The following is a 20,805-nucleotide window of genomic DNA, read 5'->3' as shown; positions in this document are numbered from 1 at the left end:
CCCCCAGTCGTCCACACGCTATCGGAGGTCACGCCATGCAGATCCAGGCTCCCCGGGTCGTTCGCTCTACCTGGCATGGCGCCGGTGCCGCGGGGCTGGCGGTGGTGTTCTGGGCGCTGGTGCCGCTGCTGGTCGAGCAGGCGGGCGAGCTGCCGCCGCTGCGCCTCTCGGCCCTGGCGCTGCTGGCCGGCGCCCTGGGCACCCTGCCCATGGCCCGTCGCCGGCGGCACCGCGACACGACGCTGACCGGGGCACAGCGCCTGGCGATCTATCTGGGCATACCGCTGTTGATGGCCGGCGCGGTGGGCGCCAGCTTCGCCGCCTTCACTCGGGCACCGACCGCCGAGGCGGCGCTGATCCTCTACACCTGGCCGGTGCTCTTCCTGCTGGCCAGCCGCCGGCTGGCGCTGGGCAGGCTGCCGATCACGACCCTGGCCGGCGGGCTGCTGGCCTTCGCCGGTGCCGCCCTGCTGGTGGCCCCCCAGGCGCTGGCGGGAGGCGTGTCGGGCGCCTGGGGCGGCTACCTGCTGGCCCTGGCCGCGGCGCTGTGCTGGGCGCTCTACTCACTCGCCTCCCAGGTCCCTGCCTGGCGCCTGGCCACGCGGATGCCCCACCTGCTGCTGATCGCCAGCACAGTCGTCGGCGGCGCCAGCCTGGCCCTGGAGGGGGTCAGCGCCCTGCCCTCCGCGGCAACCCTGCAGGTCGCCGCGGCGCTGGGCCTGGGGCCCTACGGCCTGGCCATGCTGGCCTGGAGTCGTGCCATGCACGACCCCCAGGCCCATCGGCTGGGCAACCTGGCCCACGCCGTGCCGGTACTGGCCACCCTCTTCCTGGTCTTGGCAGGCATTGCCGTGCCGGATTGGCGCCTGCCGCTGGCCGCCCTGCTGGTCGCCGCGGGCAGCATCACGGCCAGCCGCTGAATCGCGCTCAGCGTCCAATCAAACCGGTGGTCAGCCAAGGCTGCCAGGCCAGCAGCACCAGGGTGGCGAGGCTCGCCAGCAGGAAGGGCAGCAGGGAGCGGAAGATGCGCATCGGCGAGGCGCCGGTCATGGAGGAGGCGATATAGAGCCCCGCCCCCACCGGCGGCGTCAGCAGCCCCAGCACCAGGGTCAGGCAGACCACCACCCCGAACTGGTAGGGGCTGATGCCGAACTGCTGGGTGGCGATGGGCAGCAGGATCGGCACCACCAGGATCAGCGCGGCGATGCCGTCGATGATCATCCCCACCACCAGCAGCACACCGATCAGCAGCAGCAGGAAGTGGAAGGGGTCGGTGGTGAGCGCGGCGATCCAGGCCGCGGCCATCTGCGGCAGGCGCTCGTAGACGATCACCCAGCCGAACACCCCGGCGGCGGCGATCAGCATGATGACCAGGCCCGCGTTTACCGCGGTGCGCTTGAGCACCGTGGGCAGCATGGCGACCTTCAGGTCGCCGTAGAGAAAGCGCCCCAGCAGCAGCGCGGCCAGTGAGGCGAGTGCCGCGGATTCCGTGGGCGTGGCCAACCCCAGCAGGATGCCGCCGATGATGATCAGCGGAATGGCCAGCGCCGGCAGCCCCATGACCAGCGCCCGTGTCGCCTCGGCGCGGCTCGGCCACTGCCCCTTGGGGTACTGCTGCACCAGCCCCACCACGGCGATGGCCAGGAAGAAGCTGAAGCCGAGCAGCAGCCCGGGCAGGATGCCGGCGATGAACATCTCGGCGATGGGCACCTGGGCCATCACCCCGAACAGCACGAACAGCATCGAGGGCGGAATGATCGGCGAGAGCAGCCCGCCGGCAGCGGTGATCGCCGCCCCGTAGGAGCGGCTGTAGCCCTCCCGCTCCATGGCCGGCACCATGGCCCGGGACATGATGGCGATCTGTGAGGCGGCCGAGCCGATGATCGCCGCCATCATCATGTTGGCGACTAGGTTGATGTAGGCCAGCCCGCCGCGGAAGCCGCCCACCAGCAGCCGTGACAGGTCGATCAGCCGCCGGGTCACCCCGCCCTCGTTCATCAGCTCGCCGGCCAGCATGAACAACGGAATCGCCAGCAGCCCATAGCTCTCGATGGCGCCGAACAGCTGTTGGGGATAGGACTCGAAGAGAACGCTGTTGCCCGAGACCTGGATATAGACCATGGCGGTGAGCGCCAGCACCAGGGCGATGGGCACGGCGCCGAGCAGCAGCAGGACGAAGACGGCAACGGTCATGGGGTCGCCTCCGGTGGCTGGGGCGACTGCGCCGGGTCACGCAGCCCACGCAGAGCGCCAGCCAGGTTGACCAGCCCGTGAAAGGTCAGCGACAGCGCGAACCAGGGCAAAATCAGCCACACCCAGAACTTCTTGATGCCCAGGGTGGAGGTGTTCTCGGCATAGATGAAGTTGAAGGTCTCGCCCTGGAAGGCCTGGATATCGAAGCCCAGGCGCGCCAGGGTGAGCGGCTGGTACCAGCGCCAGCAGAGCCACAGCAGCAGCACCGCGAAGACCAGCACGGCGAGGTCGACCGCGGCCATCAGCAGCCGATGGCCGAAGCCCGGCAGGGCATCGGCCACCAGGGTCACGGCGATGCCCTGGCGCCGCTTGAGCACCGCGCCGGCGATCAGGAAGGTCATCCAGATCATGGCGTAGATGGCCAGCTCGCTGATCCAGTAGAGCGGGCTGCCCGCGGCGCGAAAGGCCACGTTGACCAGGATCAGCAGCGTGACCGCCGCCGCCAGTGTCGCGGCGGCGATCTCCTCCAGGCGCGCCAGGCGATCGGAGAGACGTGACAGCATCGGCTCCCCTTTCACTTACTGGCGCAGGCGCTCGGCTTCCTCGCGCAGCGCCTCGAGCATCGGCGCCTTCTCACCCCAGATTCCCTCCCACTCGGCGATGGCCTTGCTGAAGAACTCGGCGTCGGCCTCGACGATGTTGATATCCAGCTCGCGGATCTCGGCCTCCTGGGCGGCGTCCATCTCCTGGAAGCCGGTCAGCACCTGGTCGAGGTGCTCGGCCATGGTGGTCTCGATCAGCTCCCGGTCCTCCTCGGAGAGCTCGCGCCATACTCGGCCGGAGACCACGCCCACCATGGGGAACATCATGTGGTTGGAGATCAGCAGGTGATCGGCCTGCTCATAGAATTTGAGGATCAGGATCGAATCGAAGTCCATGTCGATGGCGTCCACCTGGCCGTTGGCCAGGGCATCGTAGACCTCGAGCAGCGGCATCGGCGCCGGCGCCGCCCCGGTGGCGGTATAGAAGTCGCGAATCGGCTCGAAGGGCGTGATGCGCAGGCGCTGGCCGCGCATGTCGTCCATGCTCTCGATGGGGCCGCGGCTGAGCACCTGGCGCATGCCCACCATCCCGTAGCCCAGGCCCATCAGCCCCACGCCCTGGGGCATCAGCTCGAGCAGCTCGGCGGCGGTATCGGAGCGCAGCAGCGCCGCGGCGTGGTCCACGCCGTCCACCAGATAGGGCGCATAGAGGGCCCCGAAGTCGGGAATCCGGTTGGAGATCTCGGCGATGGTCAGAAAGGCCATGTCCAGCGCGCCGGTCTGCAGCTGCTGGACCATCTGCGCCTCGTTGCCCAGCTGCTGGGCCGGATAGACGCTGACGCTATGCTCACCGCCGGAGCGCTCGTGCAGATCCGCGGCGAAGGCCTCGGCCTGCTGCGACCAGAGGTGCTGGGGCGGGGTGATCAGCCCCAGGCGAAAGTCCCGTGCCTGGGCGGTGAGAGAAGAAGTGGCCAGGGCGGCAGCCGCCACGGCCAGGGTCAGCGTCTTGATGCGGTTCATGGAAAGCCTCGTGTCAGTCCAGCCCAGGCAGGCCCCGGAGCCTGCCGTTCTCGTTATAGGCTGGAAAGAGTACCGCAGACAGGGCGTTGATGGCAGCCGACTCGACGCCTCTTAGAACAGCAGCGCCGGCGGCAGGGTGACGCTGATCATCTGCACGAACAGCAGCCACACCGCCAGGCCCACCAGCGGCGGCACGATCAGCAGCCCCTTGAAGCTGACGTTGGGCGCCAGCACCGCGATCAGTACGGCATTGAAGGCCACGGTGGAAACCACCAGCCCGACGTTGAGCACCAGCAGGAAGTAGACGACGGCGCCACCCAGCATCAGGGCCGAAGAGAGGCCGATCGCGACCAGGTCCTGATCCTTGGCGCCCGGCCGCTCGAGGGCCGATACCCGCTGACGCAGCGTGAAGAGTCCCAGCGTCGTCAGTACCCACAGGCCTCCACCGATCAGGAAGTGATAGGCCGTCTGCGGCATGATATAGGACGGCACCAGTGGCGCCGGCCGCCAGGCCCCGTACTGGATGTGGATCAAGCCGGCGATACCCAGCCCCAGCATAAGGGCCGCGGAAAGCAGTTCCTTGGTGATCGTGCGATTCATTGCTTGGCCCTCAAGGCAAGGGTGAAGAGCAGGATCAGCGCGAAGGCCGCCACGTAGAAGCCGATCGCGATGGGGCTGGTGATCAGCACCGTCCAGTCACCGCCGCCCATGATCATCGATTGGCGAAGCGCGCGCTCGGCGCCGGGGCCGATGATGAATCCGAGCACCAGCGGCGCCAGCGGGAAACCCATCAGGCGCAGCGTCACCCCCAGTGCCCCGGCAAACAGCAGCACCCAGACATCCACCACCGAATTGTTGGCCGCGTAGGTGCCGACGATCGCCAGGATGAAGACCGCGGGAATCATGAAGCCCGGCTGGATCATGGCGATTCGCGAGTAGTAGGGCAGCAGGATCTTGCCCAGCACCAGGTTGACCAGATTGGCGAAGATCAGCGTGAAGAACAGCGCATAGATGATCGCCGTATTGTCGGTGAGCAGGCTTGGCCCCGGGGTCATGCCCATCAGGATGAAGGCCGCCCCGAACAGCGCCGCCGTGGCGCTGCCGGGAATGCCGAAGGCAAACAGCGGGATGAAGGTCGACCCTGCCGTGGCACTGTTGCCCGACTCGGCGCTGGCGATGCCCTCCAGCGAGCCCTTGCCGAACTCCTCGGAGCGCCGTGAGAAACGCTGGGCAAGGCCATAGCTCATGAAGGCCGCCAGCGACTGGCCCGCCCCCGGCAGCGCGCCAATGAAGGTGCCGACCGCTGCGCCGATGTAGGTGGCCTTGAGGGTCGACTTGAACTCGGCCCAGGTCAGCCTGTCCTTGCTGATGTCGTAGCCCTGCAGCAGGCTCGCCTGCTCGGCCACGTCATCCATCAGCTTGTCGACCTTGCGACGCCACAGCTTGGCCCCCTGTATCACCACCTCGGAGATGGCGAAGATGCCGATCAGCACCGGGATCAGGCTCAGTCCTCCGGAGAGCTCCGGCATGCCGAAGGTGAGCCGCGAGGCGCCGGTAATGGGATCGCGGCCGATCATCGCCAGCAGCACGCCAATGGCGGCCACCGCGACCCCCTTGGCCACCATGCCCTGGCTGAGCGCGGCGATCAGAATCAATGAGAACGCATAGAGGGCGAAGAACTCGATGGGCCCGAAGGTCAGCGCCACCGCCGCCAGCGGTACCGCGATGAAGATCAGCACCAGATCGCTGGTGGTATCGCCGATCACCGACGAGTAGAGCGCGGTATGCAGCGCCTTGCTGGGCGTGCCCTTGAGCTTGGCCTGGTAGCCGTCGATGCTGGTCGCCGCCGCGCCCGGCGTGCCGGGCACGCCGAATGAGATCGCGGCAATCGAGCCTCCGAACAGCCCGCCCTTGTAGATCCCCACCAGCAGGCCCATGGCCATGGCCGGCTCCAGGAAGAACACGAAGGGCAGCAGCAAGGCGATAGCCATATCCCCCGACAGGCCGGGAATCGCGCCCAGGGTGATACCAAGCAGCACCCCGAGGAACACATACATCAACACATAGGGATGGAAGGCCAGCGCACTGGCCTCAATGACAAGATCAAGCATCAGCGCTCTCCGACGAGGCTGGAAGGGGCACGACAAGACGACCGGAGCCGAATATCGGCTCCGGGCTTCCAGAGGAGGGTGTTAGTCCTGGTTTATCGCTTCAAGGACATCCTTGACCCGCTGGGTGGTGTCGCGATAGATCGCCTGGGCGCTTTCCATGCCCTGTACGTTGTCCAACCCGGCAGAAGCCTGATCCGACATCCGCTGAGCGGTGGCGGTATCCAGGCCGGTCATGATGCATTCGGAGAGCTCCTGCTGGATCGACTCCGGCACGGAGGAGAAGGTATAGACCAGCAGCGGGGCTTCGAAGGAGACGTCGTAGCCTGCCTCCTGGAAGGTGGGCACGTCGGGCAGCACATCGGAGCGCTCGTCGGCGAAGACGCCGATCGCCGTGACCTCACCGTTGTTGACGTTGGAAACGATCGAGGGCGGCAGGGTCATGCCCAGATCGATATGGCCGCCAAGAATCATGGTGCGGGTCTCGCCGCCGCCGGTCGTCGGCAGATGGACGTTCTGGATGCCGGTTTCCTGCTCCAGCAGCACCAGCGGCAGGTGCACCAGGCTCAGCGGGTCGGCATGGCCGAAGACCAGGGAATTGGGCTCCGCCTCGGCCAGCTCGACCCAGTCCTCGATGCTCTGGATATCGTGGTCGGCCTTGACGTAGACGGTGGGCTTCCAATCGGTGAGGTGAACGATGGGCACCCAGTCCTCCACTGCCCAGGGCGTGTCCTCGGTCAGCGTCTGGGTAATGGTCGCAGAGTAGTCCGCCATCAGGACGGTATGGCCGTTGGGCGTGGCATCGGCCACGAACTGCAGCCCTTCCATGCCGCCAGCGCCCGGCATGCTGACCACGTCGATGCGAGTGCCGCAGTGCTCAGCGGCGTTGGCGGCGATGATGCGCGCCGTGATATCGGTGCTGCCACCGGCACCATAGGGCATGACGATACGAATCGGGTCGCTGCCGAGGCTGTCAGCGGCGGCCACACTGGCGCCGGCGGTGAATGTCAGCGCGGCAGCGGTGACAGCAACGGCGGTCTTTGACAGTTTGAAGATCATGAATCACTCCAGAGTTATTGTATCTTGTTGATTCCGAATCCGAACGCCGCCGCTCATCCGCCGAGCAGCAGCCCTCTGTCTCAACCCTATGGCGCCACAGGACGACCTGCTTGTTCATTTCGAGGATTGCGTTGTCAATTTCCCGGTTTTTCACGATAACCTCAGGAAACCTTGCGTTTTTGGCACCGAACAGGGGACGTTGCCGGGCACGTTTATCCCCCGACGGTTTTACGGCACCATGAAACCCGGCCTCGGCATCCAGCGAAGAAACCGCCATGCCCCTGGCCACTAACGGAGAAGGAGACGGTCCTGGTGCTGAGCCACGGCATCGGCCTGTGGTTGAAGCTGACGCTGCCGAGAGCCGCTCTCGAGCGACCGGGCGGTTCCTGCCTCAGCCGCTCGCGTCGTCACGGGGCGCCTCCAGCACCCGGGTCAGCTCGGCCAGGCGCCGCACCAGCGCATCCCTGGCCTCGCCGGCCCCGGCCAGATCGCCGGCCTTGGCCAGGGCCTCGAGCCGCTGGGCGGCCTCGCCCGCCGCCAGGCCGCCCACCACCCGGGCCGATCCTTTGAGGGTATGGGCAGCGCGGCGCAGGTCGCGGGCCTCCCCGGCGGCCAGGGCGGCGTCGATCTCCGCGATCAGCCGTGGCCCCTCATCGAGGAACATCTCGACCAGCTCGACCAGCATCTCGCGGTTGCCGTCCAGGGCGCCCAGGGCGCCCTGCCAGTCCAGGCATGGGATCTCCGCCTCTGCGTCGCCCATCGACTCGGCCGGTGCGGGGCGCTCGGTGGCATCCTGCGGCTCGAGCGGCGGACGCGCCCCTTCAGCGGTGGTCGCCGCGGCCCCGCCCGAAGGGCTTGTCTCCCCGGCGCGCTCGACGGCGGCATAGAGCTCGGCGGCCCGGAACGGCTTGGCGACGAAGTCGTCCATGCCGGCATCACGACACTGCTCCCGGTCCGCCTTGGTGGCACTGGCGGTCATGGCGATGATCGGCAGATGCCGATCCGTGCCCCGCTCACCCTCGCGAATGGCCCGGGAGGCTTCCAGGCCATCCATCACCGGCATGTGGATATCCATCAGCACCACATCGAACGCCTGGCGCTCCACCGCCTCGAGGGCGAGGCGGCCGTTCTCTGCCAGGACCACCTCATGACCACGCTGACGCAGCAGGTCGATGGCAACCTTCTGGTTGGTGAGCCCATCCTCGACCAGCAGCACGCGCCGCGGCGTCACGGCACTCGGCGAGGCGGCCGCCTCGCCCCCGCCTCTCATGGCGCCACCACCCAGGGCCTCGCCGATGGCATCGAGCAGGGCCGACTGCTTGATGGGCTTGAGCAGCAGCCGCGAGATACCCAGTCGCTCGCGACGGGTCGGGTCCCCGGAATGCCCGCCGGAGGAGAGCATCAGGATGGGCATGGCGGCATGGCTCGGATGCGCCCGGATACGCTCGGCCAGCTTGAGGCCGTCCATCTCTGGCATCATCATGTCGAGCAGGGCCAGGGGAAAGCGCTCGCCCATCTCTTCCGCCTGCTCGATCGCTGCCAGGGCCTCGAGCCCCCCGGGCACGCACACCGGGCGCATGCCCCAGCTGGTGAGCAACTCATCGAGGATGCGCCGGTTGGTGGCGTTGTCATCCACCACCAGCACCGCTAGCCCCTGTAGCTCCGGGGGCGAAGCCGGGACCTCGACCCTCTCCTCGGGCACCCCCAGGGTAATGGTGAAGGCGAAGCGGCTGCCCTGACCGCCGGGACCGGCACCGACTTCGATACGTCCACCCATCAACGCCACCAGCTGGGCGGCGATGGACAGCCCCAGGCCCGTCCCCCCGCTCTGGCGGGTAGTGGAGCTGTCGGCCTGACCGAAGGCCTCGAAGATCCGCTGGCGCTTCTCCTCGGGAATGCCGACCCCGGTGTCGAGTATCTCGACGGCCAGCCGCATGCCATCCTCGTCGAGGGAGGCCAGTTGGAGGTCGACCACTACCTCGCCCTGCTCGGTGAACTTGATGGCATTGCCGACCAGGTTGACCACTATCTGTCGCAGTCGGATCGGGTCGCCGAGCACCCGGTCGGGGACCTCCGGGGGAATGTGCATCGCCAGCTCCAGCCCCTTGTCGGCGGCATGCAGCGACAGGGTCTGGAGGGTATCGCTGAGGGTATCGCGCAGATGGAAGGGGATGGACTCCAGCTCCAACTGCCCCGCCTCGATCTTCGAGAAATCGAGGATGTTGTTGATCAACCCCAGGAGGGTGTCGGCGGACTTCTGGATCAGTTCCACGTACTCCGCCTGCTGCTCGCTGAGCTCGGTGCGCTCCAGCAGCTCGGTCACACCGATCACCCCGTTCAAGGGCGTGCGGATCTCGTGGCTCATGTTGGCCAGGAACTCACCCTTGGCATGGCTGGCCCGCTCCGCCTCCTCCCGGGCCAGGCGCAGCGCGTCCTGGGAACGCTCGAGCTTTTCGGTGGCGGCCTGGAGCTCGGCGGTGCGCGCCTCGACCAGTTCCTCAAGGCGATCGCGATACTGCTGGAGTTCGGTGATGTCGGAGTAGACGCCGACATGCTCGCCATCCCGGGTGCGGTGTTCACTGATCTGGATATAGCGGCCATCGCTGCGCAGGAAGTTGAAGGGGCCTATCGGATGGCGGTGGCGCTCGAGGCGCTCGGCGACCCAGGCCTCCGGGGACGCGTAGCCGGGGGGAACCAGGCCGCGTTCGACCACGGTCCGCAGCAGCTCCTCGAAGTGCAGGCCGGGCTTGATCACGTCAGGCACGGTGACGAAATCCTCCTTGAACCGCGTGTTAAACAACACCAGCCGGTCATCGGCGTCGAAAAGCGCGAAGCCCTCGGCGAGGGACTCCAGGGCCTCGGTAAGCCGGTGGTTGGCGGCCTCGGCCCGGGCCTGGGCCTGCTCGGTGAGCGCCACCTGTTCCTCGAGGCGCTGGCTGTGGGCTCGCAGCGCCTCCTCGTCGAGCCGCTTGCCGATGGCCGCACCCAGTTGCCTGGCCAGCTCGGTGATCAGGGCGCGCTCCTCCTTGAGGAAGGGGCCCTCGTCGAGTTCGGGGCGGGGCTCCAGGTAGGCCACCTCGATCAGGCCGGCCTCTTTACCCCGCACGAAGATGGTCGACTCCTGCCGCCAGGGCGCCCTCTCGAAGCTGGGCGTCTGGACCTGGATGTCGCCGTAGGTGATCCGGGCGCAGGTGATCGACGGGTATTGCCAGCCGCCGGGCAGCTGCCAGACCACCCGCTCGAGGAGCGCCTCCAGCGTCAGATCCCGCTGATCCAGCACGGCGGCAACCCCGTACAGGCAAGCCTGCTCCTTGATGCGCTCCAGCAGCGCCCGCTCCTTGAGCGCCATCCGGCGACTCAACCGACGGCTCCACAGCCAGGCCGCGACGACGAGCGAGGCCACCAGCAGGCCGATGAAGCCCCCGCCCCAGACGGCGATCTCGCCCCAGCTCAGCCCGGACTCAGGGAAGCCTCCCGCCGTAGCCGGCCCGCTAATGATCGATACTGCGCCCATGTCGATTCGCCTATGGCAAGATACCGCGTAACCGCTTGGCCTCGGTGGCCTGGCCGACGCCCTCGATCGGCTCCGCCCCAACCGGGTGGTGGCCGCCCAGTCATCCCGCCCCGCGCCACCGGGTCGACGGCCCTCTCTCACAGCGTAGGTCAAGGCATCCCGGTAGCCACCGCGCCTACCCCAGGGGGATGGGAGCGGGCCGAGGATCGGCCCCCCCCCTCACGCCCAGCCCGATAACCGCAAAACCGCAAAACCGCAAAACCGCAAAACCGCATTAATATGGCACCATGGCCCTTCGCCATCGCGAAGGAACCGCCATGCCCCTGGCCACTAACGCCACCCCGCTCCAGCCCGGCTTTATGGTGATCCACGGCAACCGCCTGGAGGCCCTGCGCGGCCTGGCGGTGGAATGGATGACCCGCCACCCCCTGGGCCCGCTGGAGAACGAGACCATCCTGGTGCAGAGCAACGGCATCGGCCAGTGGCTCAAGCTGGCGCTGGCCGAGGACGCCCCCCAGGGCGGTGCCGGCATCGCCGCGGCCCTCGACGTGACCCTGCCGGCACGCTTTTTGTGGCAGGCCTATCGCAGCGTACTGACCCAGGTCAGCGGCGACGAGAACGCGGTGCCCGCCACCTCGCCCCTGGACAAGTCGCGGCTGGTGTGGCGGCTGCTGCGCCTCTTGCCGGGGCTGCTGGAGCGGCCCAGCTTCGCGCCCCTGGCGCGTTTTTTGGCCGACGACGCCGACCTGCGCAAGCATCACCAGCTGGCCGAGCGCCTGGCCGACCTCTTCGACCAGTACCAGGTCTACCGGGCCGACTGGCTGGACGCCTGGGCGGCGGGGCAGGACGTGCGTATCTCCGCCCGCGGCGAGGCGCGCCCCCTGGAGGAGGCCCAGCGCTGGCAGCCGGAGCTGTGGCGGGCGCTGTGTGCCGACGTGGAGGCCGCCCATGGCGCCGCCGGTATCGACTCCAGCCGCGCCCGGGTGCATCGTCGCTTCCTGGCCGCCGCCGAGGCCCTCGATCCCCAGGCGCCGCCCGCCGGCCTGCCGCGCCGGGTGGTGGTCTTCGGCATCTCCTCACTGCCAAGCCAGACCCTGGAGGCCCTGGCCGCCATCGCCCGGGTCAGCCAGGTGCTGCTCTGCGTGCACAACCCCTGCGAGCACTACTGGGCCGATATCATCGAGCACAAGGAGCTGTTGCGGGCGGCGCGAAGGCGGCAAGCCCGCAAGCCGGGGATGCCGGAGCGCCTCGACGTGCTCGGCGATGGCGACGGCGAGGCCGCCCTGCACCTGCACGCCCAGCCGCTGCTGGCGGCCTGGGGCAAGCAGGGCCGCGACTACCTGCGCCTGCTCGACGAACACGACGACGCCGGCGCCTACCAGTCGCTCTTCGAGGGCGAGGCGCTGCGTATCGACCTCTTCGAGCCCTGTGTGCCGGACGACTCGCCGGGCCTGCTGCTGCACCAGCTACAGGACGATATCCGCGCCCTGCGTCCGCTCGCCGAGACTCGCGACACCTGGCCGGCGCTGGACCCGGCCGAAGACGACTCCATCGTCTTCCACGTCGCCCACGGCCCCCAGCGGGAGGTGGAAATCCTCCACGACCAGTTGCTGGCCGCCTTCGCTACCGACCCCGAGCTCAGGCCCCGGGATATCATCGTGATGGTGCCGGAGATCGACCACTACGCCCCGCATATCCAGGCGGTCTTCGGTCAGTATCCGCCGGACGACCCGCGGCATATCCCCTTTACCCTCTCCGACCAGGCCGACCGTCACCGCCTGCCGCTGATGGTGGCTCTCGAAAAGCTGCTGCGCCTGCCAGAGCTGCGCTTCTCGGTGAGCGACCTGCTCGACCTGCTGGAGGTGCCGGCGCTGCGGGCCCGCTTCGGCCTCGGCGAGGCGGACCTGCCGACGCTCGCCCGCTGGATCGAGGGCGCCGGCATCCGCTGGGGGCTCGACGCCCGCCAGCGCGGCAGCCTCGACCTGCCCGAGGGCCTGACCCAGAACACCTGGGCCTTCGGCCTGCGCCGGCTGCTGCTCGGCTATGCGGTGGGCGACGGCGGCGCCTGGCGGGGCATCGAGCCCTACGACGATATCGGCGGCCTGGAGGCGGGCCTCGCTGGCCCCTTGGCACAGCTGCTGGAGACCCTGGAGGCCCAGTGGCAACGGCTGCGCGAGGCCCATGACGTGGATGGCTGGGTGGCGGCCCTGCGCGAGCTGCTGGAGGCCTGCTTCAGCGCGGAAGAAGCCGCCGACAGCCTGATGCTCGCGCGCCTGGAGCAGGGCCTGCAGACCTTCCAGGAGAGCGCCCGGGAGGCGGGGCTGACCCGGGAACTGCCGCTCTCGGTGGTGCGCGAGCACTGGCTCTCGCAGATCGACGAGCACAGCCTCTCCCAGCGCTTCCTGGCCGGGGCGGTCAACTTCGCCACCCTGATGCCGATGCGCGCCATCCCCTTCCAACGGGTGTGTCTCTTGGGCATGAACGACGGCGACTACCCGCGCAGCCAGCCGCCGCTGGATATCGACCTGATGCACGGCGACTACCGCCCCGGCGACCGCTCGCGCCGCGAGGACGATCGCTACCTCTTCCTGGAGGCGCTGCTCTCGGCGCGCCGCCAACTCTATATCAGCTGGGTGGGGCGCAGCATCGTCGATAACGCCGAGAAGCCCCCCTCGGTGCTGGTGGGCCAGCTGCGCGACCACCTGGCCGCCGGCTGGCGGACCGCGGACCGCGGCAACCTCCTGGCAACCCTGACCACCGAGCATCCGCTGCAGCCCTTTAGCCGCGACTACTTCCCCACCCCGGCCCGGCAGGCGGCCCGGGATGTCTCGGCCCGGCGCCGCTTTACCTATGCCCATGAGTGGCGGGATGTGCATCCAGCAAGTGCGGATGAAGGAATCGAAGCCCTTCCAAGCGTCAAGAGTTCTCTCTCTTCTTTCGAGCAGGAAAACCCGCTGACGCTGGCCCAGCTCGGCAGCTTTCTGCGCGACCCGGCCAAGGCCTTCTTCAATACCCGGCTGCGGGTCTTTCTGGAGCGCGAGGACATCACCAGCCTCGACCAGGAACCCTTTACCCTCGACGGCCTGACCCATTGGCAGCTTCAGGACGCCCTGATCCAGGCCCAGCGCCGCGTTGTCGACGCCGGCCAACCCCGGGTCGCGGCGCTCGACGACGCCCTCAAGCGTCTGGAAGGCCAGGGGGTACTGGCCATGGGCGCCTTCGCCGAGCGCATGCGCGAGAGCCTCGCCGAGCCCATGGAGGCGCTGTTCGCCGAGTACGCCGAGCTGATCGACGCCTGGCCCCATGCGCTGGAGGAGCCCGAGCCGGTGCGCCTGGCGCTGCCCACCCGCACCACCCCGCCCCTGGAGGACTGGCTCGATCAGCTGCGCACGAACGACCAAGGCGAGCGCTGCCGCCTGCTGCTGACCAGCAGCAGCCTGATCAAGCAGAAGCGCTACCGCTGGGCCCAGTTGGTTCGCCCTTGGGTGGCCCACCTGGCCGGCAACCTGGAGGCGCCCCTGACCACCCGGCTGCTCTCCAAGGCCGGCAGCGTCACCCTGCCGCCCCTGGAGGCCACGGCTGCCCGGCAGCGCCTCGGCGAGCTGATCGACGCCTGGCAGGCGGGGATGCGCGAACCCCTGCCGCTGGCCTGTGATACCGCCTTCGCCTGGCTGGCCAAGGTCGACAAGCACGACACTTCTATGCAACACAACGGCCCCGATAGCGACGCCTGGCAGCAGGCAAGAAAGGCCTACGAAGGCGACGCCTTCAGCGCCGGCGAGGTGGACCGCAACGCCTACCTCGCCCACCGCTGGCCAAACTTCGCCGCCCTGATGGCCGCCGCGCCGGCCACCAAGGACGAACGGCCCGACGTCGCTAGGCTGGATTTTCCAACACTGACCGAGCGGCTGCTGGCCCCGCTCTATCTGGCGGTAAAAGGGGATAAAAACGGGGGGAACGGCAAATGAGTGATACCCAGCCCGTCGAGCTGAATGCACTGACCTTTCCGCTCCACGGCAGCCGGCTCATCGAAGCCAGCGCCGGCACCGGCAAGACCTTCACCATCGCCCTGCTCTACGTGCGCCTGGTGCTCGGCGCCCGCCACCCCGAGGACGAGGCCGCCTTCCCCCGCGCCCTGACCCCGCCGGAGATCCTGGTGGTGACCTTTACCAACGCCGCTACCCAGGAGCTGCGCGAGCGGATTCGTGCCCGGCTGGTGGAGGCGGCGGAGGTCTTCCGTGACGAGGCGCCTGGCGAAGGGGCGCCGGGGGCAGGCCGGAGAGGAGGTCCTATGCCAGGGATGGCATCGGTAGCGCCCAGGGAGGGGTTCACAGCGCCTCCTCGTAGGCCTGCCCCCGGATCAGCCCCGTCAACCGAACTCGATCCACTGTTGCTCGCCCTGCGCGACCAGTACGACCCGGCCGCCTGGCCGGCCTGCGCCCGGCGCCTGCAGCTGGCCGCCGAGTGGATGGACGAGGCCGCCGTCTCCACCATCCATAGCTGGTGCTACCGCATGCTACGGGAGCACGCCTTCGACAGCGGCAGCCTCTTCTCCCTGGAGCTGACCACCGACCAGAGCGAGCTCGAGCAGGAGGTGGTGCGCGACTACTGGCGCAGCTTCTACTACCCGCTGGACGCCGAGGCCCTGGCCGAGATCACCCGCTACTGGGAGTCCCCCACCGAGGGCCGCGCCTCCCTCTATAGCGCCGTGCGCCCGCTGATTCCCGAAAGTGATGCCCTGGATCACCGCGCCCCGCCCCCCGCCGAGACCCTGGCCGCGGCCCGGGCGGAGCGTGAGGCGCGCCTCGCCGAGCTCAAGGCGCCCTGGGCCGCCTGGCTCGACGAGCTGGTGCCGGCCCTGGAGGAGGCCGCCCAGCGCAAGGCCTTTAAGGGGCAGAGCTTCAATGCCAAGAGCCGCGCCAGCTGGCTGGGGGCCCTGCGCGACTGGTGCGAAGGCGAGGCGACCCGCCCGGCGCTGACCGCCGCCGCCTGGAAGCGCCTGACGCCTGCGGGCATGGCGGAAATCTGGAAGGAGGGCACGCCCCCCGTGCCGGCGGCCTGGGAGGCCCTGGCCGAGCTGCCCGAAGCGCTGGACGCCCTGCCCGAGCCCCATGCCGACCTCTTGATCCATGCCGTGCAGTGGTGTCGGGCGCGGCTCGCCCGCGAGCAGGAGCGCCGCGCCGAGATGGGCCCCAACGATCTGCTCACCCATCTCGATCGCGCCCTGAAGGGCCCCAGCGCCGAAACCCTGGCCGAGCGTATTCGCCAGCAGTTCCCGGTGGCCCTGGTGGACGAGTTCCAGGACACCGACCCGGTGCAGTACCGCATCTTCGACCGGGTCTACCGCCTGGCCGACAACTCGCCGGAGACCGGCGTCTTCCTGATCGGCGACCCCAAGCAGGCGATCTACGCCTTCCGCGGCGCCGATATCTACACCTACCTCCAGGCCCGCCGCGACACCGCCGGCCGCCACGTCACCCTGGGCACCAACTACCGCTCCGGCGCCGCCATGGTAGCCGCGGTCAATCGCTGCTTCGAATTCGCCGAGGCCCACCCGCCCGGCGCCTTCCTGTTTAAGGAGGGCGACGGCCGCAACCCGGTGCCCTTCACCGCGGTCAAGGCGAAGGGCAGCAAGGATGCCCTCGTGGTCGACGGCCACCCCCAGCCGGCCATGACCCTCTGGCAACTGGACAGCGACGAGCCCCTCGGCAAGGGCGCCTATCTGGGCGAGATGGCCGAGCGCTGCGCGTCACACATGGTCGCCCTGCTGGAGCGGGGCCGGCGCGGCGCGGCGGGCTTCGACGATGGCGAGGCCGTCACGCCGCTGGCCCCCTCGGATATGGCGGTGCTGGTCAACGGCATCAATGAAGCCCGGGAGATCCGCCGCGCCCTGGCCCGCCGCGGGGTGAAGAGCGTCTATCTCTCCGACAAGGACAAGGTGTTCGCCTCGCCCATGGCCGCCGAGCTGGAGACCTGGCTGCGCGCCTGCGCCGACCCCGAGGACGAGCGGCTGCTGCGTGCCGCCCTGGCCACCCCCAGCCTGGGCCTGGACCTCGCCGCCCTGGACCGCCTGCAGCAGGACGAACTGGCCTGGGAGGCCCGGGTGCTGCAGTTCCGCGACTACCACCGCCTCTGGCAGCGCCAGGGGGTGCTGCCGCTGCTGCGCCGGCTGATGAACGACTTCGAGGTGCCCGGCCGGCTGCTGGCTAAACAGCCCGCCAACGAATCGTCGAACGGAATGAAGCACAAGGCGCCAGGCGCGCAGGAAGTGAGACATAACGAGGGGTTAGGCGAACTGACGAGCACCGAGCAACGCAGTGATTCGTCCGTGCAGACATTCGTCGAGGGTGAGCGCTGGCTCACCGACTTACTGCATCTTGGCGAGCTGCTCCAACACGCCAGCCAGGAGCTCGACGGCGAGCATGCGCTGATCCGCTTCCTCGCCGAGGCCATCGCCGCCCCGGACGACCAGGGCGAGGCTCACAGGCTGCGCCTGGAGAGCGACGCCGACCTGGTGCAGGTGATCACCATCCACAAGTCCAAGGGGCTGGAGTACCCGCTGGTGTTCCTGCCCTTTATCGGCAACCACCGCGCCACCAAGGCCGACGACTCGCCGCTGCGCTGGCACGACGCCGAGGGTCGGCTGCGCCTGAGCCTGGCCGCCGACGAGACGACCCTGGCCATCGCCGACCGGGAGCGCCTGGGCGAGGACCTGCGCAAGCTCTATGTGGCCCTGACCCGGGCCCGCCACGCCACCTGGCTGGGGGTCGCCCCCCTCAAGGGGCTGGAGGCCAGCGCCCTGGGCCAGCTGCTCGGCAACGGCGAGGCTCTGACCCCGGAGAACCTCGGCGCGGCCCTGGCCGCCCTCAAGGGCAATGAACCGGCCATCGTCATCGAGCCGGCGCCCCCCGCCACCGCCGAGCTCTTTACCCCGGCCCAGGGCGAGGGCGAGCTGGGCGAGGCGCGCCGACCCACGCGCCCAGCCCGGGAGCACTGGTGGATCGCCAGCTACTCGGCACTGCGCACCAGCGGCGCCATCCTCGAGCCCATGCCCGCCCCCGCGCAGAGCGGCGCCCCAGTCAGCACTGACTTACCTCCCAAAGCAGGCGAGGCGGCCATCCTGCCCGAGCCCACCACGCCCCTGGAGGCCACCGCCTTCGAGGTGATGGACGAGCCCCGCGACAGCGCCGCGACGCTCCCGCCCCAGGCCCATCGCCTGCACCGCTTCCCCCGCGGCCCCGGCCCCGGCACCTTCCTGCATGGCCTGCTGGAGTGGGCCGGCGAGCAGGGCTTCGGCCGCGCCGCCCGGGACGCCGCCCTGCGCGAGGAGATGCTCGCCCGGCGCACCCAGCTGCGCGGCTGGGGCGCCTGGCTGGCCCCCCTCAACGGCTGGCTGGGGGAGCTGTTGACCACGCCGCTGCCGCTGCCCGAGGCGCCGCCGGTGCGCCTCGAGGAGCTGGCCAGCTATCAGGTGGAGATGGAGTTCTGGTTCGCCGCCCACCGGGTCGCCACTCCCGCGCTGGATCGCCATGTCAGCGCTTACACCCTGGCCGGGGCCCCGCGCCCGGCGCTGGACGCCGACACCCTGAACGGCATGCTCAAGGGCTTTATCGACCTGGTGTTCGAACGGGACGGGCGCTATTACGTGCTGGACTGGAAGTCCAACCACCTGGGGCCGGACGACGACGCCTACACCCAGGCGGCCATGCGCGACGCCATGGCCGACAAGCGCTACGACCTGCAGGCCGCCCTCTACCTGCTGGCCCTGCACCGGCTGCTCGAGTCGCGCCTGCCGGACTACGACTACGACCGCCATATCGGCGGCTCGCTGACCGTCTTCCTGCGCGGCATCGGCCCCGCCACCGCCACGGAGGGCCGCGGCGTCTACGCCGAGCGCCCGCCCCGGGCCCTGATCGACACCCTGGACGCCCTCTTTCGCGGCGAGTCAGCGCCCACTCACGCCATGGCGGCGGAGGTTCGCCCATGAACGACATCAAGGACCTGTTCGAGGACCTGCCCGAACCGCCCGAGTCCCCCACGCGGCATCCGGCCCTGGACGAGACGCCGGCGCTGATGGCACTGCTGGCGCGCTGGGTGGAGCGCGGCTGGCTGCGCGCCCTGGACCGGGCCCTGGCGGCCTTCCTGCATCGCGAGGTACCCGAGGCCCCGGCACCGCTGCTGCTGGCCGCGGCACTCGCCAGCCACCAGCTGGGCCGCGGCCACGTCTGCCTCGACCTGGCCGCCACCCTGGAGGCCCCGGACCTGGCCCTCTCGCTGCCGCCGGAGGGCGACGACCTCAGCGACCCGCCGCCGCTGCCCAGCGAGGTGCTCGACGGCCTGACCCTCGCCGACTGGGAGCAAGCCCTCGCCAACCCCAGCCTGGTCGCCAACGCCGCGCCAGGCAGCACGCCCCTGGTCCACGCCCCCGGTCCCCACGGCCCGCGCCTCTACCTGCGCCGCTACTGGCAGTACGAGCAGGAGATCCGCCGCCATATCTCGGCAAGGCTCGGCACAAGCGACGAAGCCTGTAGGAGGAAGCTTCAGCTCACGACTGGCGCCGCCAGGCGCCCCGATACCGCCACCGCCCCCAAGACACTGGCCACCGCCCTGGACGCCCTCTTCCCCACCACGACCGAGCTCGACTGGCAAAAAACCGCCTGCGCCCTGGCCGCCCGCTCCCCCTTCGCGGTGATCACCGGCGGCCCCGGCACCGGCAAGACCACCACCGTGGTCAAGCTGCTCGCCCTGCTCCAGGCCATGGCCCTCGGCCGCCCCGACACCGCCAGCGCCCGGGCGCTGCGTATCCGCCTGGCCGCCCCCACCGGCAAGGCCGCCGCGCGGCTTAACGAATCCATCGCCGGCCAGGTCAAGCAACTGTCGCTTGCCGAGCTGGCCGGCGCCGTGGGCCAACAGGGTGTGGATATCTCGACCCTGCGCGACAGCATTCCCACGGAAGTGACGACCCTGCACCGCCTGCTGGGCTCGCGGCCGGACACCCGCCACTTCCGCCACCACGCCGGCAACCCCCTGGCGCTGGACGCCCTGGTGATCGACGAAGCCTCCATGGTGGATATCGAGATGATGGCGGCGGTGCTGACCGCCCTGCCCGCCCGGGCCCGGCTTATCCTGCTCGGCGACAAGGACCAGCTCGCCTCGGTGGAGGCCGGCGCCGTGCTGGGCGATCTCTGCCAGCGCGCCGAGGGCGGCCACTACAGCGCCGAGACCGCCGACTGGCTGGAGGCCGTGACCGGCACGCCGATTCCCGCGCAGTACCGGGACACCGACGGCCAGCCGCTGGACCAGGCCATCGCCATGCTGCGGGTGAGCCACCGCTTCGATGCACAAAGCGGCATCGGCCGGCTCGCCGAGGCGGTCAACCGCCCGCTGCCCGACAAGCGCCTGGCCAGGGAGAAACGCCGCGCCGTGCGCGAGGTCTTCGGCGCTGAAGGGAAAGCGCGCTATCGGGACCTGGCCCGGCTGCCTCTCAGCGACGCCGAGGACTCGGGCCTGGACAGGCTGGTGGTGGAGGGCAACCCCGCCGGCTTTTCCCAGCGCGGCCAGGGCCGTACCGACCGGCGCGGCGACCCTGTCGCCCCTCCGCTCGGCTACCGCCACTACCTGGAAATGCTGCGCAGCAAACGTCCCGACGAGAGCACCTTCGGCGAAAGCGAAGCGCGCCAGCCCTTCGACGCCTGGGCCCGCGCCGTGCTGCAGGCCCACGGCCAGTTCCAGCTGCTCTGCGCCCTGCGCAAGGGCCCCTGGGGGATCGAGGGCCTCAACCCACGCATCGGCCGCGCCCTGCGCCGCGCGGGGCTGCTCCAGGCCAGCGACCTGGAGCTGGAACAAGGCTGGTTCGAAGGCCGCCCGGTGCTGGTCACCCGCAACGACTACGGCCTGGGGCTGATGAACGGCGATATCGGCATCACCCTCGCCGTGCCGGACTCGCGCAACGCAGCGCAGCAGCCCGGCCGCACCCTGCTGCGGGTCGCCTTCCCGGCAAGCGATGGCAGCGGCAGCATCAAGTGGGTGCTGCCCAGCCGCCTGCAGGCGGTGGAAACCGTCTTCGCCATGACGGTGCACAAATCCCAGGGCTCGGAATTCACCCACACCGCCCTGCTGCTCCCCGACGCCCCCAACCCCATCCTCACCCGGGAGTTGGTCTACACAGGCATCACCCGCGCCAGGCACTGGCTGACGCTGGTGGAGACTGGCCGCGGGATGCTGGATGAGGCGGTGACGAGGGAGGTGGCCCCCAGTGTCAGGATGAGTGTCGTGCCCTCTGATACCCTGTTCTTATAAACCGATCAGGGGGCGAAAGGAGACGCTCATGCCTCGCTACTCCGAAGAACGCCGACAAGCCGTGGTGGCC

At 69.4% G+C, this 20,805-nt stretch carries 11 protein-coding genes; 4 read left to right on the top strand and 7 right to left on the bottom strand.

Going from position 1 to position 20,805, the window contains the following annotated elements; all coding sequences use genetic code 11:
- Positions 1-35: 35 nt before the first annotated feature.
- A complete protein-coding gene (locus HOP52_RS15025; RefSeq protein ID WP_238978218.1) occupies positions 36-920 on the top strand; it encodes an EamA family transporter in 885 nt (294 codons plus the stop codon).
- Positions 921-927: 7 nt separating this feature from the next.
- Here the strand turns inward: HOP52_RS15025 and HOP52_RS15020 are convergent, their stop codons facing one another.
- The 7 genes from HOP52_RS15020 to HOP52_RS14990 all read right to left on the bottom strand — a co-directional run bounded on the left by HOP52_RS15020 (position 928) and on the right by HOP52_RS14990 (position 10,436).
- The gene (locus tag HOP52_RS15020) at positions 928-2,193 is read right to left on the bottom strand and encodes a TRAP transporter large permease (RefSeq protein ID WP_238978217.1); all 1,266 of its coding nucleotides are present in this window, start codon (positions 2,191-2,193) and stop codon (positions 928-930) included.
- Positions 2,190-2,756, bottom strand: a complete 567-nt coding sequence (locus tag HOP52_RS15015; RefSeq protein WP_238978216.1) for a TRAP transporter small permease — start codon at positions 2,754-2,756, stop codon at positions 2,190-2,192. The genes HOP52_RS15020 and HOP52_RS15015 overlap by 4 nt, the downstream gene beginning before the upstream one ends.
- A 15-nt stretch (positions 2,757-2,771) precedes the next feature.
- Positions 2,772-3,755, bottom strand: coding sequence for a TRAP transporter substrate-binding protein (locus HOP52_RS15010; protein WP_238978215.1), 984 nt, complete (start codon positions 3,753-3,755; stop codon positions 2,772-2,774).
- A 111-nt stretch (positions 3,756-3,866) separates the two neighbouring features.
- Positions 3,867-4,355 (bottom strand): hypothetical protein, encoded by a 489-nt coding sequence (locus tag HOP52_RS15005; protein WP_238978214.1) that lies wholly within the window; start codon positions 4,353-4,355, stop codon positions 3,867-3,869.
- Complete coding sequence (locus HOP52_RS15000) at positions 4,352-5,866, bottom strand: tripartite tricarboxylate transporter permease (RefSeq protein WP_238978213.1); 1,515 nt, start codon at positions 5,864-5,866, stop codon at positions 4,352-4,354. Before HOP52_RS15000 ends, HOP52_RS15005 begins: the two co-directional genes overlap by 4 nt.
- 81 nt (positions 5,867-5,947) lie before the next feature.
- Positions 5,948-6,922, bottom strand: coding sequence for a Bug family tripartite tricarboxylate transporter substrate binding protein (locus tag HOP52_RS14995; RefSeq protein ID WP_238978212.1), 975 nt, complete (start codon positions 6,920-6,922; stop codon positions 5,948-5,950).
- 391 nt (positions 6,923-7,313) lie between these two features.
- Positions 7,314-10,436: a response regulator gene (locus HOP52_RS14990; RefSeq protein ID WP_238978211.1), complete on the bottom strand. Its 3,123-nt coding sequence runs from the start codon at positions 10,434-10,436 to the stop codon at positions 7,314-7,316.
- Between the two features lie 317 nt (positions 10,437-10,753).
- Between HOP52_RS14990 and recC the strand changes: the two genes are divergently transcribed.
- The 3 genes from recC to recD are packed head-to-tail and all read left to right on the top strand — an operon-like array spanning position 10,754 to position 20,735.
- The gene (gene recC, locus HOP52_RS14985; RefSeq protein ID WP_238978210.1) at positions 10,754-14,404 is read left to right on the top strand and encodes an exodeoxyribonuclease V subunit gamma; all 3,651 of its coding nucleotides are present in this window, start codon (positions 10,754-10,756) and stop codon (positions 14,402-14,404) included.
- Entirely contained in the window at positions 14,401-18,423 is a 4,023-nt protein-coding gene (locus HOP52_RS14980) for a UvrD-helicase domain-containing protein (RefSeq protein ID WP_238978209.1), read from the top strand. Before recC ends, HOP52_RS14980 begins: the two co-directional genes overlap by 4 nt.
- The gene (gene recD / locus HOP52_RS14975; RefSeq protein ID WP_238978208.1) at positions 18,420-20,735 is read left to right on the top strand and encodes an exodeoxyribonuclease V subunit alpha; all 2,316 of its coding nucleotides are present in this window, start codon (positions 18,420-18,422) and stop codon (positions 20,733-20,735) included. The genes HOP52_RS14980 and recD overlap by 4 nt, the downstream gene beginning before the upstream one ends.
- Positions 20,736-20,805 lie beyond the last annotated feature (70 nt).

Source organism: Billgrantia campisalis (genome assembly GCF_022341425.1).
GTDB classification, from domain to species: domain Bacteria; phylum Pseudomonadota; class Gammaproteobacteria; order Pseudomonadales; family Halomonadaceae; genus Halomonas; species Halomonas campisalis.
This window is presented reverse-complemented; position numbering and strand designations above follow the sequence as displayed.

Excerpts from the sequence above, each read along its gene's own strand:
- HOP52_RS15020 (WP_238978217.1), bottom strand. The coding sequence starts at position 2,193 with ATGACCGTTGCCGTCTTCGTCCTGCTGCTGCTCGGCGCCGTGCCCATC.
- recC (WP_238978210.1), top strand. The coding sequence starts at position 10,754 with ATGCCCCTGGCCACTAACGCCACCCCGCTCCAGCCCGGCTTTATGGTG.
- HOP52_RS14980 (WP_238978209.1), top strand. The coding sequence starts at position 14,401 with ATGAGTGATACCCAGCCCGTCGAGCTGAATGCACTGACCTTTCCGCTC.
- HOP52_RS15005 (WP_238978214.1), bottom strand. The coding sequence starts at position 4,355 with ATGAATCGCACGATCACCAAGGAACTGCTTTCCGCGGCCCTTATGCTG.
- HOP52_RS15025 (WP_238978218.1), top strand. The coding sequence starts at position 36 with ATGCAGATCCAGGCTCCCCGGGTCGTTCGCTCTACCTGGCATGGCGCC.
- HOP52_RS15010 (WP_238978215.1), bottom strand. The coding sequence starts at position 3,755 with ATGAACCGCATCAAGACGCTGACCCTGGCCGTGGCGGCTGCCGCCCTG.
- recD (WP_238978208.1), top strand. The coding sequence starts at position 18,420 with ATGAACGACATCAAGGACCTGTTCGAGGACCTGCCCGAACCGCCCGAG.
- HOP52_RS15015 (WP_238978216.1), bottom strand. The coding sequence starts at position 2,756 with ATGCTGTCACGTCTCTCCGATCGCCTGGCGCGCCTGGAGGAGATCGCC.
- HOP52_RS14990 (WP_238978211.1), bottom strand. The coding sequence starts at position 10,436 with ATGGGCGCAGTATCGATCATTAGCGGGCCGGCTACGGCGGGAGGCTTC.
- HOP52_RS14995 (WP_238978212.1), bottom strand. The coding sequence starts at position 6,922 with ATGATCTTCAAACTGTCAAAGACCGCCGTTGCTGTCACCGCTGCCGCG.
- HOP52_RS15000 (WP_238978213.1), bottom strand. The coding sequence starts at position 5,866 with ATGCTTGATCTTGTCATTGAGGCCAGTGCGCTGGCCTTCCATCCCTAT.